The organism is Saccharopolyspora hirsuta (genome assembly GCF_008630535.1).
Taxonomy (GTDB): domain Bacteria; phylum Actinomycetota; class Actinomycetes; order Mycobacteriales; family Pseudonocardiaceae; genus Saccharopolyspora; species Saccharopolyspora hirsuta.
The window spans coordinates 504,941-521,166 of sequence record NZ_VWPH01000002.1 but is presented as its reverse complement, the minus strand read 5'-3'; the positions used below and the strand labels follow the sequence as shown (position 1 = coordinate 521,166).

Below are 16,226 nucleotides of genomic sequence, written 5' to 3'. Positions count from 1 at the left end.
TCCTCTGGCCGCCATCGCCAGGAACACCCGGCCGCCGAACAATCCGCAGTGGACAGCCCGGAACCGGAAACCGTTGGGAATTAGCATCTCCAGCGGTCGGCGTTGACCGACTTGTGCATGAACGTCAGGGCTCGGCGGCGGCCGGACGTCGTCCCGGGGGCCACGACGCACGGCCACCGACGGGGGCTCGCCGAACAAAACCGCAGGTGAGACGCTGCCGCGCCGCCCCAGCCGGGGTCCGCTGCACGCCCACCTCCCAACTCGCCCCGCGCCACTTCCGAATAGTTCCGAAATCGACCCGGTCGCACCCGAAGATAACGACCCGAGAACGGCGCACCAGCACCCTGACCAAAACCCGCCAGCCTTTTCAAAACTGTCCACTGCGGACCGGAGAACCGATTCAAGAACTCCCCACCAGTTGTTTTCACGCGTCGGACAAGAGCGCGAGATCCGCCGTTCACACAATTCCCACCGAGTCCGCCGAGGGCGAATCGTGAATTCTGCGCAGCAGCCGGTGAACATCGGATGAGGACTTCGCGACGACGTGATCCGGGCAGCACCCCGGTCCGAGCCGGACCGCTCCGCGCGGGGTGCGGCATATGCTGCCCGGGTGAGTTCCAACCCGCTCCTCGACAGCCTGCGCAACGCCGTCGCCGCAGCTCCCGGGGACCTCGCGCTGCGCCTGCACCTGGCGGAACTGCTGCTGTCCGAAGGATCCCGCGACGAAGCCGTCTCGCACATCGCTGCGGCGCTGCAGCAGGAACCCGGCAACACCGCGGCCTCCCGCCTGATGGCGCAGGCGCTCGCCCCGGCGGACCAGCCACCGGAGCCCGCGCCCGAGCCGAAGAAGGGATACGACTGGTCGGCGGGCGAAGCGGAGCTGGCGGACACGGTGCCGCCCCGGTTCGTCGAGTCCGAATCGGAGGACGACGAGCCCGAGTCGGTGCCCGCCGATTCCCCGGCGGACGGCGCCGTCTTCGAGGTCGAGTCCTCCGACGTCCGGCTGGACGACGTCGGCGGCATGACCGAGGTGAAGAAGCGGCTCAACGCGGCGTTCCTCGCGCCGATGCGCAACGCGAAGCTGCGCAAGCTGTTCGGCAAGAGCCTGCGCGGCGGCCTGCTGCTCTACGGCCCGCCCGGCTGCGGCAAGACCTTCCTGGCCAAGGCGGTCGCCGGGGAGCTGGGCGCCCGGTTCATCTCGGTGACGCTGCAGGAAGTCCTGGACATGTGGATGGGCAACTCCGAGAAGAACATGCACGCCCTGTTCCAGACCGCCCGCCAGAACGCGCCGTGCGTGCTGTTCTTCGACGAGATCGACGCGATCGGCCAGCGCCGGTCCCAGCTGCGCAGCTCGGGCCTGCGCGGCACGGTGAACCAGCTGCTGACCGAACTGGACGGTGTGAAGTCCGACAACGAAGGCGTCTTCGTGCTGGCCGCGACGAACCACCCGTGGGACATCGACCAGGCGCTGCTGCGGCCGGGCCGGTTCGACCGCGCGGTGGCGGTGCTGCCCCCGGACGACGACGCCCGCAAGGCCATCCTGGAGTACCACCTCCGGGACCGCCCGGTCGCCGGGATCAAGCTGTCCGACCTGGTCAAGCGCACCGACGGCTTCTCCGGAGCGGACCTCGCGCACATCTGCGAGGCGGCCAGCGAGCGCGCCCTGATGGACTCCATCGAGGCGGGCGAGCCCCGCATGATCGAGATGCCGGACCTGCTCGGCGCCCTCGGCGAGGTGACGCCGTCGACGACGTCGTGGTTCACCACGGCCCGCAACGTGGTCCTGTACTCCAACCAGGACGGGACCTACAACGACCTGATCGCCTACCTGAAGAAGAAGCGGATGCTGTGAAGGAGGAGGACGTCAAGGTCGAGCAGGTCCGAAACCTGCTGGAAGCCAAGCGGTTCGACCTCGCCAAGCAGCAGCTCGCCCCGCTCCTCGCGTCCTGGCCGGACTACTACTACCTCTGGCAGCTGCAGGCGCTGGCGCACCTCGGCGCCGAGGAGTACGCCGAAGCGCAGCGGGCGGTGTCGCAGGCGCTCGCCCTCAACCCGCAGGACGAGGACCTGCACCTGCTCATGTGCAAGGTGCTGGTCGCGTGGGACCGGATCGGCGAGGGCATCACGTGGGCCCAGCGCGCGCTGGAGCTGAACCCGAATTCGGCGGAAGCGCACCTGCAGATCGCCAACGGCCTGTCGATCGTGGGGAAGCACCTCGACCAGGCCCTCTGGCACGCCCAGCGCGCCCGCGACCTCGAACCGGACGCGGCGCTCACGCACTGCGTGCTCGGCACGGTCCTGGTGTCGACGGGCGGCAGGCAGGCGGCCCGCCAAGCCCGCGAACCGCTGGAAACCGCTCTGCGCCTGGACCCGCAGCTCCCGGTGGCGTGGAACGTCATGGGCCTGGCCGCGCTCCGGTCCGGCCGCATCAAGGAGGCGCTGCGCGCGTTCATCACGACGCTGCAGCTCAACCCGCAGTCCGGCGACGCGGCCCACAACCTCCCGCTGGCGGTGTGGGCCCTGGTCTCCCGCGGCCGCTGGTGGATCTTCGCCCTGCTGATCCCGACGGCGGTCCTGTCCGCCTCGGCCTTCACGACCACCGGCATCGCCTCGCTCGCCCTCCACGTCGTCGGCGGGGCCCTGATCGCCGCGGGCGCCTGGTGGGCGCTGGTCCTGCGCATCCGCAACGTCTTCCCGGAGTCCATGCGCCTGGCGGCGACCGACGTCCTGCGCCGGGACCGCCTGGTCCGCCCCACCTTGACCGGCCTGGCGATCGGAGCGGTGGTCCAGGTCCTGATGGTGGTGAGCCCGGTCGGCCCGGCAGGCCTGGGCGCGGCGTTCTGGGCAACCCTCCTCGGCAACTTCATCGGCCACCGGGTCTCGATCGCCAGGCTCAACAAGGCCACGAAGGCCCTGAACGCCGAAAGAGAAGCCCAGTGGCTCTCGGTGGTGACACCCCGCGCCTGACCGCTCGTGAGTGCAAAGCGGTGCCAGAACACCGTTACCCACTCACGACCCCGGAGCCCTGCCCGGCGCCCGAAGCTCGTGCAAGCCACTACCGCCCAGTCGCAGCGATCCGATCCTTCACCGCCTGCGGCAGGTGACAGCCTGTCGTACCACTCATAACAGTGTTCTTCGCCGTGCCAAGTTTGAAGGTGGCACCGTACTGGTCAAAACCCACCACTTGATGATCCGAAGGGCGGCTGACGATGGTGTGGACAGGACCAAAACCGTATTCACGCGAGATGTTCTCAGCGATCTCCTGAGCACGCGGCCATTGCACATCAGGCAAATTTCCGCTCGCCGTCCAAACTCCGAGGGTCTGACTTTCCCCATCCGAACCGTATGCGCGAAAATCGCTGCAACCTGCACGGCTCAGTTTCCTGTCGTACGACCACTGAATCCATGAAAACTCGGCAGCCAGCGCATCCCGAATCCGCCCCAGCATCTCCAAGTACCGCGGGCCAGCCTCCTCGATGCTGGGTCGACGCATCAACTCGGCACGCTCCGCCGCCTCGTCCCCCTCAAACTTCGAAGTCACCGGAGTCCCTCCACATCCAGCCACAGAGAACGCCACGAGCAAGACCAGCACCACACGCATTAAACGCCGCACCCCGACCAGCAAGAGCTCACCCCTTCGCATCTACAGTCCGCTCGCGAACTCCGCCGACTACGGTACTCACGTTGTATTGACTGGTGGTTCCAGCATCGAGGTACCCAGTACCGCCATCAACGCCGTGCCCGACTGAACGGGCAAGATGCTGACCATCCGGCGAAATTGCATCGTGCGTTGAAAGATCATCAACGCCAGGCATGTTCGACGGGTCCGATCCGAACCGGCCGAAGTCGGCGACAGGGTCCCAATCTGACTCTAGGTTGTACAAGTGGCCGTCTGGAACATTGATCGTTGAGTGGTGTGGCGTGCCCATCCCCGGAGAGCCCATAACAACAGCGTCGTCCACGCCTGTGCCTTCCTGCTGCAGGGCGAACCCCGTGGTCGTCGAGCCGTAGGAATGCCCCAACGCAACAAGATGCGGGTCGACTGCCCTTGATTCGTTGATCCCACGGTAGAAGTTGGCCAGATCTTCAGCACCGCGCTTGGCCGGATTGTCAGTCAAAACCGAGTCAGTCGGCTCCAGAGTCTCGGCGAGCTGGGGGGCTTCGTACCCTAGCCATGTCACAGTGGCAACCTCGCCGCGATCCCCGTACTGACCAGCTTGCAGGCTCGCATCCTGCTGCAACCGATCCATCGCTGAGTCGTAGTCCCCGAGGCTGCCGTTCACCGTGCTGTTCAGGCCGGGCGTGAAGACCGCTACGTGGCTGGCTGTGTCCACGTTGCCGACTGCTAGCGCTGCTTTCATGCGTTCGCCGGAGCTGTCCATGAGCAGGAGTTGGCGGTTTTCGCCGCGGTCCAGGACTCCTCGGATCGCGTCCAGGGATTTCAGCTTTTCGTCGACTCGCTGGAGTTCTTGCTGGTCCAGGCCCTTCTGGAACCTGCCTCCGGGGCCGGGGTAGGGCTTGTCCAGCTTGGAGCGGAGTTGGGCTGCTTGGGCTTGGAGCATTGCTCGCTCGTCGTCGAGGCGGTTGACGTTGGCCGTGTGCCGGACTGCGGCCGGGATGCCGTCCATGTTGCCCAGCCACGCTGGCGGCGCCTCAGCCATTGCCGCGCGGGTTTCCGCTGGTAGGGAGTTCCACCAGCGCGCGTTGTCGGCTGGCGTCCCGGGCGGCGGCGGTTCCACCGTCTCGGCCAGGCCCCGCGCGTCCCCGAGGGCCGCTGCATCTGCGAGCGATCCGGGCTTGGTCTCCATCAGGTTCAGGTCCGCATCTCGCAGGACCTTCGTCAGCTCGGCGTCCGCGTCTTCGGCTTGGGCCAGCAGACGCTTGACTCGATCCACGAGATCCGGCCGGACATTGCGGATCCGGTGGTAGTCCTCGTCGTCGAGTCGGCTGCCGGGACCGCCGACCACCACGTGCTCCAGATCTTCGATCCGACCGTTGTCGAGGATGCGGAACCGGTAGGCGCTCGCCAGGCCATCGGCCTCGGTCAGCTGACGCTGAACCGCTTCGAACTCGCCCACCGTCCCGATCAGCGCGCGGCGCACCGCCGCCACTTCAACGACGAGCTTCCGCAGTTCTTCCCCGAGTTCCTGATGCCGCTTCTCCGCTGCTTGCGCCGCCTCGCCCTGCCAGCCCGCCGGTTTTCCGGACGCGGTGAGCTCGTCATCCAGCCGCACCAGGCGGTCTTCCTCGCGCTTCAAGTCGTCGATCGCCTCGTCGAGCAGGGCCGGGTTCCACCTGCGGATGTCCGCGATGGTCGTCATCAAGCACCTCCCGCGGTCTTCAGGTCCGACACCGCCCCCTGATCCGTTCCCTCATAGGTGTCGGCGCTCCGGCGCAGGGCTTCAGCGTGGGTGGTGCCCGAGCGGCACCAACGCTTCACGCTGTCCGTCCAGCTGCGACCAGCGCTCGACGCCGCTGGGGCCGCCGTCGTGCCGGGCAGCGCCTGGCTGATCTTGTCCCCCACCGAACCGAGCTTCGATTCCCCTGCCTGTTCAACCGCCGAAACTGTTGCGTCCGACGCCTTTCGCAGTTCTTCGACAAGAACCTGGTAGCTCATCGATCCTCCCCGAACGGGGACACTACCGAGGCTCACTTCCGCCTCATCCGGATTTCCGGACGCCGTCCCACTTATGGAGGAATGAGAGAAGCATCAGCCCGTGAAATTGCTCACCATCACGACTTCGGTTGACGCCCCAAGAGGGCAACGAGCCTTTCGAGAGGTGGGGCGTTGTCGGGGATCGGTTGGGATGGGGCGAACGGGCTTTTCTCCGGGGGAATGTCGGGGAGTTTCTTGCGGGTGAAGGAGAGTTGGCGTTCGACCGTTTCGTCGGGGAAGCGGGGGGTTTGGTTCGTGGCTCGGGCGAGGTCCCAGCCGTGGACCAGTTCTTCGACCGCTCGGAGGTGGACCGCCGCTATGCCGGGGACTTCTCCGGCCGGGACTCGGAAGGACTTCTCCAGGACTCCTGGTCGGCGGAATGCGGCGAGGAGGTCTTCAGCCGCGCTCCGGTAGGACGCCGCCGGGTTGTTGCCGAGGACGTCGCTGTTGGTCGGGTCCAGCGCTCCGGGGGCGAGGGCCACTTCGCCGCGCAGGATGCCGCTGAAGAGCCGGTGTCCGATGACCATGTGGTTGACCAGCTCGCGGACGTTCCAGTCGGTGCACGGCGTCGCGGAGTCCCACTGGTCCGGCCGCACTCCGGCGACCAGCTCGCCGGTGGCGCAGAGGACGAGCGCCAGGTCGTCGACGGGCGAAACGGTCATGGGATCCCTCCGCGCTGGCCGGTGGCTCGCCCGAACAGTACTGGAGTTCCGCCAGCTCAGTCCTTCTTGCGGCGGAAGAGGCGGAGGATCGGGTCGTAGCGGCGGTCCGCCACCCGCTCCTTCAGGGGGGATCAGAGGCAAACCGGTTTACTACTCCACTCGAGCGAACTTCAGATGAACTCGATCAAGTGATTCGAAGCGGGAGTCACCCGCTGGCAAACTCACGATGCGTGACGGGACTGACGCATCAGGTACGAAAGTGGCTGGCTTCGCTCAACGAAAGTGAGTTGGGCATCGTGCTCACCGTGTGCGATCGCCTGCGTGCCGCTGCGAAGCTACCTCAAGTACCCAAACGTGCTTCGGCCACGCCACGAGACCAAGCTGCGTGCCGCATATGGTCGCAGAAGGCGTCCGGGCAGAAGCTCGAGCTGGTCGTCACAAGCGCGTTGCCCGCCATCGCCAACCTGCTCATCGATCACCACGGATGGCCTTCCGAGCAGGTCGAGGAACCAGACCTCGAACAGCTCACGGAGATGCTGACCATGCTGGGGCGCCCCATCGGACAGCTCGCGCTCTACGCCCTGCTTCTGACGGATCAGCCGGCAAGCAGATTGGCCAGGGAACATCACGGGAGGCTGGAGAAAGCTCTGCAGGCAACGGGCTTGAAGAGGGCTCCCGAGCCGAACGAGAAGCACAACGGTCCGCCGCCAGCTGGCCAGACCTCTATCGACGAGACCGATGAGGCAGCTGAAACTTCCGACGAAAAAGCGGATTTCGGATCTGCTCGGCTCGATGCTGCAGCGCTCGACCATATGGCAGAAAGCCTTTCCAGGCTCCAAGAACTCGCTGCCTCCCTCGCGGAACTTCTGCGCACGACCGCTATCGAGGTTGAAGCAGGACGCCGTGTCACCTCGGGACTGAACCCACTGCTGACCAGCTATGACCAACGTCATGAGAGTCTGGTTGCGGAAATGACGGAGTACGACCCTAAATGCGTCACCGCAAGCTTCGAAACCATCGAGAACCAGCTCGCAACATGGCGCACCGACCTCGCTGACAGGGAACGCAAGTGGCGACAAGGGGTGGCTGACCAGATCGCTGATCTCGAGAGGACCATATCCGAGATCGACGCCATGATCGCGAACAATCCTGTTCCCGCATTGTCAGATGCTCGAGCGCAGTACCAGCAGCGGTTGCAAGACCTGCAGAAATCCATCGCTGAAGATGCCACCGCCTCCGCTGCGGTAGGCGCGGACAGCGAGGAGCCGAACGTCCGGAGCAACCACTCCTCAGCAACCAACGAGGAAGATTCGCTGGTTGCTGAGCACGAAGAGGCGCCAGAAAACCCACACGCTGCTGCCACCTCACACGTGCCCGCCGCGGATGCTGTCGCGGCACCTCAGCCGCAGCCCGAACCAGAACCGGCCGCAAACGCTGAGGCCGCCGAAGCGGAGGAGAAGACCGGCTCTGCGGAGGATTCGCCGCTCGACTCCCCGTGGGAAGAAGGGACGCCGCCGGTTGCCGTTGCACTCGTGGAATCCGGCCGCCTCGCGGAGGCGTACTGGGTTACCGCGATGTCAGCCGAGCCGGACCGGCGCAGCGCCGTCTTGAGCTTCGCTGCCAGCGCCTACAGTGCCTACAACAGCGAGGATGCAACTGCTGTGCTGGGTACGCTCACACTTGACGCCCAGGAACTCAGCAGGGACGCCGACGCGGCGGTGCTCGCCACCACTGGCCTTCTGCGCGCAGGCCTCGTTGCGGGCTGGGGGCCTCAGATGCTCCCTCAATTGGAACCAGCACTCAGCGTCCTGCCCGACCCCTGGCAAGACCTGCTCAAGACCGCTATCCGCGCAACACGACTCCAGTACAGGATCGAACCGGCGGTAGGGGTTCGCTCCACGGCCGATACCGACGAGATCCGCGCGGAGTTGGGCAGGCGCGCCGAGAGCCTTGCCGCTGACCTGCCGCTTCGGAAGAACCTCTACCAGCGTGGCACCCGAGTGCTGCAGCGCTTGGCTCGCGAGGGCCAGCCCCTGGACAATGGCCTCCAAGCTGTGATCGCCTGGTCGAACGGGACTGGTAGCAGTGAACAGCTCGCTTCCGCGGTGGAGAAGTTCACTGGACAAAACGCGGCCGACGAGCTGATCGATGAAGCCGATGCTGCGGTCCGCACCCCCAAACAGACACGAGAGCCCATCATTGCCGGAGCGAGACGTGGGCTGCAGCGAGCCGTCGAAGAAGTGGCCACCCTCGTTCGGGAAGCCCACGCTGTCAGCGTCCGGATCAACTCCTCGGGTTCGGCCGACAAGGCCATCGGTGCCGCTCTCGGACGTGCAGTCACAGCTCTTCAGGACCAACCGGCTCCGCCGGGCATGGCTGGCAGCGCGGTGAAGCTGCTGCGGGATTGGATGGCCGAACCCAGCAGCGTCCTGGCTTCGCCGATCCGTCAAATGGCTCCGGCTGGTGAGAACAGCGCCGCGGAGCCGACCACGGACGTCCTGCTTCCGCTCACTGATCTGGCATGGACCGACGACGGTCGTCCTGATCAAGACCACCCCGACACCTCGGCGGTGCTCGCTCGGTTGGTCCAGCCGTTCGACATCACGGCGGCGGTGATGGCCTACTGCGAGCGCGGTGACCTGCGCAAGGCAAGTCGCATCCTCGAACTCCAAGAGCACGGCTGCTGGGAGGCGGAGGCAGACAACGCGCGGTTGCAGCAGACCATAAGCAACGCGAGGCACGATTGGGCTGCGAGGCACCGCAAAGCTGTATCCGAAGCCCGTGACCTCTTCGCCCGGGTTCGCGCCCAGAATCTGCTGAACCAGAGCGATGACAGCGCTGTCAGCGGGCGGATCGAAGCTCTCACCACGGTCAGCGACGACGACTACCACGCAGCTTCTCGGCAGCTGGCCGACCTCATCGGTGAGCTGACGAACCGACAGCGAGCCCGCATCGAGGAGCTCGGCACCCAACTGGACACGCTCCAGATGTCCGACGCAGATCGGCGCCGCATCCGCGGCCTGCTCGATGAGGCCGACACCGTAACTGCAACCGAGTTCCTCTCCTTCGCCATGGAGGGCAAGCCGCTCCCCGAGCACTTCGATCCGGGCACTGAAGACGTCAGTCTGTTCACACAGTTCCTCGAAGAGGGATTCAGGAACAAGCTGGACGCACCGCACACGAGCGCGCATCGTTGGGCCGCTCTGGCCGAACCGGACACACCGCTGACGAACCACGCGAGTAACGGCATCGACGCGTGGGACCTCCTGGCCGACCCGACTGGACGCGGTAGGGACAACCCCGCAGACAACGTCCGGAGAATCCTCTACACGCTCGGTTTGAACTGCTCCGAACGCCCCAACCTTCTCTCCCCTCGCGCTCGGCGGGGTTTCCGAACCTACCGCGCCAAAGCCACCCCGAACGACGGCTCGTACATCTCCGATCTGGGCTCATCAGCGAACGAGTACACGGTCACCGTCGTGCTGGACGAACGCCGAGGCCGTTCGGTTCTCAGCGTCCTCGACCCAGAGGACACCTCGCGCACCAACATCGTGGTGTACCCACACGCGATGGATCTGGCCGCCAGACAGGCATTGGCCGCCCACGCCGTGAACAGCAAGGTGAAAGCCCTCGTCATCGACCCCGCGGCGTTCGGGTGGGTCGCTGCCAAGACGCCGAATTCGTGGCGCGCGACGCAACGCATCACGCTGCCCTGGACGATCTTCGAACCGTACAAGCCATTCGTGGCGGGATTGGTGCCGCCCGAGGTCTTCGTGGGGCGAGCAACGGAGATGTCCCAGGTCACCGACCCCGAGGGAGGTCTTTTCGTTTACGGTGGCCGGCAGCTGGGCAAGTCAGCGCTGTTGCGGCGTGTCCACGCCACGTTCGACAACAGCGACACCAAGCACGCCATCTACCTGGACCTGAAGGCCAAGGGTATCGGCGAAGCAGAGCCGGCCTCACGAATCTGGCGGGCACTGACGATCGAGCTCAAGAACCGAGGCGTTCTCGGGCCGAAGGTGTCCGACGAAGCACCGCCCGACACCGTTATCAACAACGTCAAGGCATGGCTGTCCGAGAACCCGAGCAGACGGGTGCTCATGCTGGCGGACGAAGCGGACGCATTCCTGACGGCGGACTCCCGCGGCGAGTCCACCCCTGGTGGGGTCTCGCACTTCAGGAACGTGCTCGGGCTCAAAGAGCTCATGGAGTCCACCGAACGCCGGTTCAAGGTCGTCTTCGCCGGTCTGCACCAGGTTCAGCGCTTCGGCCACATCTCCAACGTCCCGCTGGTTCACGGTGGCCCCGACATCCTCATCGGTCCGCTCGAACCGCTGGACGCACGCAAGCTCGTGGTGGAGCCGATGGCGGCGCTGGGATACCGGTTCGAACGACCGGAGCTGGTCTGGCGTCTGCTGTCCGCCACGAACTACCAGGCGAGTCTGATCCAGATCTTCTGCGAAGAGCTCGTCCGCATGCTGCACGGCAGGCGTGGACGCAGCCAATCGGTGCCGGTCTTGGTGACCGAGGACGATGTCGAAGCTGTGGCAGCGAGCGACTGGGTGCGCAGCCGGATCGCCGAACGGCTTCGAATCACGATCAACCTCGACGACCGGTACCGAGTGCTCACCCTCGTGATCGCGTTGTTCAGCCTCAATGACTCCTTCGGCACCGATTACGGTCCCGAAGAGCTCCTCGACGAAGCTCGGAACCGCTGGCACTCCGGATTTGCCGAGCTCACGGCCTCACAAGTGAGCATCTACCTCGACGAGATGGTCGGCCTGGGGCTGTTGAGCCGACTTCCGCACAAGAAGCGGTACACAGTGCGGAGTCCCAACGTCATCAACATGTTGGGCACCAAAGCAGACCTTGAACGGGAGTTGGCCGAAACCGACTTCGACCGGCCGTACGAGTACAACCCGCGGGAAGCACGTCGGTTGCTGGCGTGCGATGACGGAGGCCGCGAGTTCCACAGCCCGTTGACCGACGGCCAGCTCCACGACCTCACGTTCAACTCCGGCATCTCGGTGATCACCGGTAGTCCCGCGCTGGGAATCGATCGTGTTCCGAGTGCGATCCAGAACTACGCTGAGATGCGAGGTACCCGGACCGCGACGGTGAGTTCCGACAAGGACCTGAAGAAGGTGGTGACCGAAGCTGTTCGTCGACGGAGCTCCTCGACGATCGTCATCGTTGATGCACTGAGGATGCCCTTGCCAGAGGTCGACTCGGTTACCGGCTGGGTCGAGGACAGGCTCGCGAAGAAGACGTCGCCGCAGAACGTGTCGGCCGTCATTCTTGCCGCACCGGCGGTCGCCTCGGTGGTGGCCGCCAAAGTCGGCATCGAACTGATTCGCCTGGAGCGTTGGACCGCGAGGAGCGTGCGCAGCTGGCCGGAATGCCCGTTCGACGTTCCCGAAGCACGCGAAAAGCTGATCAAGGCAACCGGTGGCTGGCCAGATCTGGTCGAGCGGACGATTTCCTGGGTCATCAACGGCGGTTCGACCTTGACCAGCGCAGTGCACCGGGCGGAGCAGAAGCTCAGTGAACCCCAGACGTGCCGGGCCCACCTCACTGCCTGCGCTCTTGACGAGAGCCTCATCCACCAGATCGAGAACTGGGTGGAGTACTTCGAGCCCGGCGACGTCGTCCCCCCGGAAGACGTGGAAGCGGCCCTCGAGACCGACCGGGAATCCAGCCGGGCACTGCTGCAGCACCTCTCCATGCTCAACGTGCTCGACGAGTACGAGACCGGCGTGGCCCTGGACCTGGTGGTACACCGCTGCCTCCAGTCCCTCCGCGGTGCGTCATGATCAAGCCCTGGAGCCTGTTGACCCTTCCCGGCCCCCGCGAACACCTGGATTCCATCAGCGCTGACCTGGACGAGGGCATGAGCTGCGTCTGGCTGATGCCGGACGAGTTCGTCGACAACGGTTTGGCCGATGAGTTGTTGGATGAACTCGCCAACAACCACGACAGCCTGCACGTTCCTGAGCCGGAGGGACCACCTTGCGGTGGGGAGACAGCGGCTATCGCACCGATCCGAGCCAGGCACCCAACGAATGACCTGCCCCCGTGGGCACGAGACGCGTTCAGCGATCTCGCTGATTTCGACGCTCCGGCCTCTCCCGTCGTCGCCGCTGATGCACGAACGACATCGGTGGCGGAACGGATCGCTCAGCTTCTCGATCTGGAGACGGACGAACACTCCGATGAGGTCCACGCTGTCGTCAGCGAACCACAGCTGCGAGGCAAAGTCCTCGTGGTGTGCGGCTGGCGCGAACGGGACAGGGACTCGCTGGCGAAAGTGCTGACCCGCCTGACCTCGCTGGTGAAGGAAGAAGGTCTGCAACCGGCACACCGTCCGCGACTGCTGCTCGCCAGCCGTGAACGTGACCTTCCTCCGGCCGCATTGGACCGCCTCGACCAGATGACCACTCGCGTTCGGTGGTGGTGGGGGGTTGTGGGCAGGCTGGACACAGCGGTCGTCGTCGCAACCGCCCGCACGAAGTTCGCCAACAGGACTTCCGCAACCCGGGTGAGTGCACTGCGCGAAGTGGTGGCCATCGATGTGATCACCGAGGTCGCCGGCCCGGACCTGCAGCTGGCCGAGCACCTGGCGACCTCGTGGGACGGCATGGTCTCCTCCCTCGGCGACTCCATCGAGGTTTCAGCACGCGATTTCGGAGTCGACGATCTCCGCCACGAAGGCGAACTGCCACGCCACAGCGGTCACCGGCCACCGTACGAGCTTCGCCGTGCGTGGCGTCTGGGGTTGGCCGATCTGTGGGAGCACCAGCTCCGGGTCAGTCCGGCTGCGCATCGTCCGGGGCGGAACGGAATCGGCTTGAATGCAATGATCTGGCGTGGCCAGAACAGGGCCCTCATGCCCATCGTGGACGAGTACCGCGGACGGCTCGAGCAGGTCTTCCGCGACCGGGCGTCACGGGCCGTGCTGGCCGATATGACCCAGCAGGATCGATTACGCAAGGTCGCACCGCAGCCTCGCAGATCGGTGCTGGAACTTGGCTCGATGGCTTGGGCTGTGTCGAGCAAGCGGGTACGGCTTCCGAGGACTGAGAACGAGCTGCTGTTCAGCTTGTTGGACGTGCGCAACTCGCTGGCTCACCTCCAGCCCATCACTGATGACGAGATCGAGCGCCTGGCACATGCACTGCCAGGAGGCCGCCCCTGAGTTCCGCCAGCTCAGTCCTTCTTGCGGCGGAAGAGGCGGAGGATCGGGTCGTAGCGGCGGTCCGCCACCCGCTCCTTCAGGGGGATCAGGGCGTTGTCCGTGATGCGGATGTTCTCCGGGCAGACGTCCGTGCAGCACTTCGTGATGTTGCAGAAGCCCAGGCCGTGGTCTCCCCTGGCCTCCTCCGGGCGGTTCTCCGCCTCGTCGAGGGGGTGCATCTCCAGCTCCGCCACGCGCATCAGGAAGCGGGGGCCGGAGAAGGACTCCTTGTTGTCGTCGTGGTCGCGGATCACGTGGCAGGTGTTCTGGCAGAGGAAGCACTCGATGCACTTGCGGAACTCCTGCGAGCGCTGGACGTCCACCTGCTGCATCCGGTACTCGCCCGGCTCCAGGTCCGCGGGCGGTTTGAACGACGGGACCTCGCGGGCCTTGGTGTAGTTGTAGGACACGTCCGTGACCAGGTCCTTGACCAGCGGGAACGTGCGCATCGGGGTGACCGTGATGGTTTCCGCGCGGTCGAAGGTGGACATCCGGGTCATGCACATCAGGCGGGGACGGCCGTTGATCTCCGCCGAGCACGAGCCGCACTTGCCCGCCTTGCAGTTCCACCGCACCGCCAGGTCCGGGCACTGGGTGGCCTGCAGCCGGTGGATGATGTCGAGCACCACCTCGCCCTCGTTGACCTCCACCGTGTAGTCGCGCAGCCCGCCGTCGCCGGTGCCGCGCCAGACCCGGAAGTGCGCCTGGTACCCCATCAGATCTCCCCAACCCGGACGTCCGCGAGCTCTTCCTCGGTGTAGTACTTGCGCAGCTCTTCCAGCTTGAACAGCTCCAGCAGGTCGCCGCGCATCGGCGGCTGCGGCTGCTCGGTCACCTCGACGTGGTCGGCCACCAGCTCGCACACCAGCAGCTTGCGGCGCCACTTCGCGTCCATCGCCGGGTGGTCGTCGCGGGTGTGGCCGCCGCGGCTCTCGGTGCGCAGCAGCGCCGCGCGGGCCACGCACTCGCTGACCAGCAGCATGTTCCGCAGGTCCAGGGCGAGGTGCCAGCCCGGGTTGAACTGGCGGTTGCCCTCCACCGCCAGGTGCTGCGCGCGGGCCTTGAGGTCGCGGAGCCGCTCCAGCGCCTGCCGCATCTCCGCGCCGCGGCGGATGATCCCGACCAGGTCGTTCATCACCTGCTGGAGCTCGGCGTGCAGCGAGTACGGGTTCTCCCCCACCGGTTCGGCCGACGCGGTGAACGGGTCCTGCGCGCGCCGGGCCGCTTCGTCCACATCGGACTCCGCGATGCTCGGGCGGATGGCCAGCCCGGACACGTACCCGGCCGCGCCGCTGCCCGCGCGGCGGCCGAAGACCAGCAGGTCGGACAGCGAGTTGCCGCCCAGGCGGTTGGATCCGTGCATGCCCCCGGCCACCTCGCCCGCCGCGAACAGGCCCGGCACCCGCGAGGCCGCGGTGTCCGGGTCCACCTCCACGCCGCCCATCACGTAGTGGCAGGTCGGGCCGACCTCCATCGACTCCGCGGTGATGTCCACATCGGCCAGTTCCTTGAACTGGTGGTACATCGACGGCAGCCGCTGGGTGATCTTCTCCGCGGGCAGCCGGGTCGCCACGTCCAGGAACACGCCGCCGTGCTCGGACCCGCGGCCCTCCTTGACCTCGTTGTTGATCGCTCGGGCCACCTCGTCGCGGGGCAGCAGCTCGGGCGGGCGGCGGTTGTTGTCCGGGTCGTCGTACCAGCGGTCCGCCTCGGCCTCGTTGTCGGCGTAGTTGTCCTTGAACACCTCGGGGATGTAGTCGAACATGAACCGCCGACCCTCGGAGTTGCGCAGCACCCCGCCGTCGCCGCGCACCGATTCGGTGACCAGGATGCCCTTCACGCTCGGCGGCCACACCATGCCGGTCGGGTGGAACTGGACGAACTCCATGTTGATCAGCGACGCCCCGGCGCGCATCGCCAGCGCGTGCCCGTCGCCGGTGTACTCCCAGGAGTTGGAGGTGACCTTGAACGACTTGCCGATGCCGCCGGTCGCCACGATCACCGCCGGGGCCTCGAACAGCACGAACCGGCCGGACTCCCGCCAGTAGCCGAACGCGCCGGCGATCCGCCCGTCGTCCTTGAGCAGCTCGGTGACCGTGCACTCCTGGAAGACCTTGAGCCGGGCCTCGTAGTCGCCGGTGTCGGCGTGGTCCTCCTGCTGCAGCGAGACGATCTTCTGCTGCAGGGTGCGGATCAGCTCCAGCCCGGTGCGGTCGCCGACGTGCGCCAGCCGCGGGTACTCGTGGCCGCCGAAGTTGCGCTGGCTGATCCGCCCGTCCGGGGTGCGGTCGAACAGCGCGCCGTAGGTCTCCAGCTCCCACACCCGCTGCGGCGCTTCCTTCGCGTGCAGCTCGGCCATCCGCCAGTTGTTCAGGAACTTCCCGCCGCGCATGGTGTCGCGGAAGTGCACCTGCCAGTTGTCGCGGGAGTTGACGTTGCCCATCGAGGCGGCGATGCCGCCCTCGGCCATCACCGTGTGCGCCTTGCCGAACAACGACTTGCACACCACGGCGGTGCGCAGGCCCTGCGACCGGGTCTCGATCGCCGCGCGCAGACCTGCGCCACCGGCGCCGATCACGACCACGTCGTACTCGTGCCGTTCGATCTCCACCATCGTCCTACCGTTCGTCGTAAGCGGCGGCAGCCGCTTGCAGTGAGGGACTCAGCTTGCACC

General features: G+C 66.1%; 10 protein-coding genes. 4 read left to right on the top strand and 6 right to left on the bottom strand.

Annotated features, from left to right (window positions below):
* The first annotated feature begins 610 nt into the window (after positions 1–610).
* Together F1721_RS05515 and F1721_RS05510 are read left to right on the top strand one after the other, a co-directional pair.
* Positions 611–1,852, top strand: a complete 1,242-nt coding sequence (locus tag F1721_RS05515) for an ATP-binding protein (protein WP_150065417.1) — start codon at positions 611–613, stop codon at positions 1,850–1,852.
* Positions 1,849–2,967: a tetratricopeptide repeat protein gene (locus tag F1721_RS05510; protein ID WP_170301360.1), complete on the top strand. Its 1,119-nt coding sequence runs from the start codon at positions 1,849–1,851 to the stop codon at positions 2,965–2,967. Before F1721_RS05515 ends, F1721_RS05510 begins: the two co-directional genes overlap by 4 nt.
* An 88-nt stretch (positions 2,968–3,055) precedes the next feature.
* Here F1721_RS05510 and F1721_RS05505 read toward each other — a convergent pair whose 3' ends face one another.
* From F1721_RS05505 to F1721_RS05490, 4 genes are all read right to left on the bottom strand, one after another.
* On the bottom strand, positions 3,056–3,541 hold the full coding sequence (locus F1721_RS05505; protein WP_170301359.1) for an LppA family lipoprotein: 486 nt from the start codon (positions 3,539–3,541) through the stop codon (positions 3,056–3,058).
* Positions 3,542–3,629: 88 nt separating this feature from the next.
* Positions 3,630–5,321, bottom strand: coding sequence for an alpha/beta hydrolase (locus tag F1721_RS05500; protein ID WP_150065414.1), 1,692 nt, complete (start codon positions 5,319–5,321; stop codon positions 3,630–3,632).
* Positions 5,321–5,617: a hypothetical protein gene (locus F1721_RS05495; protein WP_150065413.1), complete on the bottom strand. Its 297-nt coding sequence runs from the start codon at positions 5,615–5,617 to the stop codon at positions 5,321–5,323. The genes F1721_RS05500 and F1721_RS05495 overlap by 1 nt, the downstream gene beginning before the upstream one ends.
* 116 nt (positions 5,618–5,733) lie before the next feature.
* Positions 5,734–6,318 carry a TIGR03086 family metal-binding protein gene (locus F1721_RS05490; protein WP_150065412.1) on the bottom strand — a complete coding sequence of 195 codons (585 nt, stop codon included), beginning with the start codon at positions 6,316–6,318 and terminating at the stop codon, positions 5,734–5,736.
* 230 nt (positions 6,319–6,548) lie between these two features.
* Between F1721_RS05490 and F1721_RS05485 the strand changes: the two genes are divergently transcribed.
* Complete coding sequence (locus tag F1721_RS05485; RefSeq protein WP_150065411.1) at positions 6,549–12,131, top strand: hypothetical protein; 5,583 nt, start codon at positions 6,549–6,551, stop codon at positions 12,129–12,131.
* Complete coding sequence (locus F1721_RS05480) at positions 12,128–13,513, top strand: hypothetical protein (protein ID WP_150065410.1); 1,386 nt, start codon at positions 12,128–12,130, stop codon at positions 13,511–13,513. Before F1721_RS05485 ends, F1721_RS05480 begins: the two co-directional genes overlap by 4 nt.
* An 11-nt stretch (positions 13,514–13,524) precedes the next feature.
* Here the strand turns inward: F1721_RS05480 and F1721_RS05475 are convergent, their stop codons facing one another.
* Together F1721_RS05475 and F1721_RS05470 are read right to left on the bottom strand one after the other, a co-directional pair.
* Positions 13,525–14,268 carry a succinate dehydrogenase/fumarate reductase iron-sulfur subunit gene (locus F1721_RS05475; RefSeq protein WP_150065409.1) on the bottom strand — a complete coding sequence of 248 codons (744 nt, stop codon included), beginning with the start codon at positions 14,266–14,268 and terminating at the stop codon, positions 13,525–13,527.
* Entirely contained in the window at positions 14,268–16,166 is a 1,899-nt protein-coding gene (locus F1721_RS05470) for a fumarate reductase/succinate dehydrogenase flavoprotein subunit (protein ID WP_150065408.1), read from the bottom strand. Before F1721_RS05470 ends, F1721_RS05475 begins: the two co-directional genes overlap by 1 nt.
* Positions 16,167–16,226 lie beyond the last annotated feature (60 nt).

What these genes read in the sequence shown, in the direction of transcription:
- F1721_RS05475 (WP_150065409.1), bottom strand. Translation starts at nt 14,268, where the DNA reads ATGGGGTACCAGGCGCACTTCCGGGTCTGGCGCGGCACCGGCGACGGC.
- F1721_RS05500 (WP_150065414.1), bottom strand. Translation starts at nt 5,321, where the DNA reads ATGACGACCATCGCGGACATCCGCAGGTGGAACCCGGCCCTGCTCGAC.
- F1721_RS05495 (WP_150065413.1), bottom strand. Translation starts at nt 5,617, where the DNA reads ATGAGCTACCAGGTTCTTGTCGAAGAACTGCGAAAGGCGTCGGACGCA.
- F1721_RS05490 (WP_150065412.1), bottom strand. Translation starts at nt 6,318, where the DNA reads ATGACCGTTTCGCCCGTCGACGACCTGGCGCTCGTCCTCTGCGCCACC.
- F1721_RS05480 (WP_150065410.1), top strand. Translation starts at nt 12,128, where the DNA reads ATGATCAAGCCCTGGAGCCTGTTGACCCTTCCCGGCCCCCGCGAACAC.
- F1721_RS05470 (WP_150065408.1), bottom strand. Translation starts at nt 16,166, where the DNA reads ATGGTGGAGATCGAACGGCACGAGTACGACGTGGTCGTGATCGGCGCC.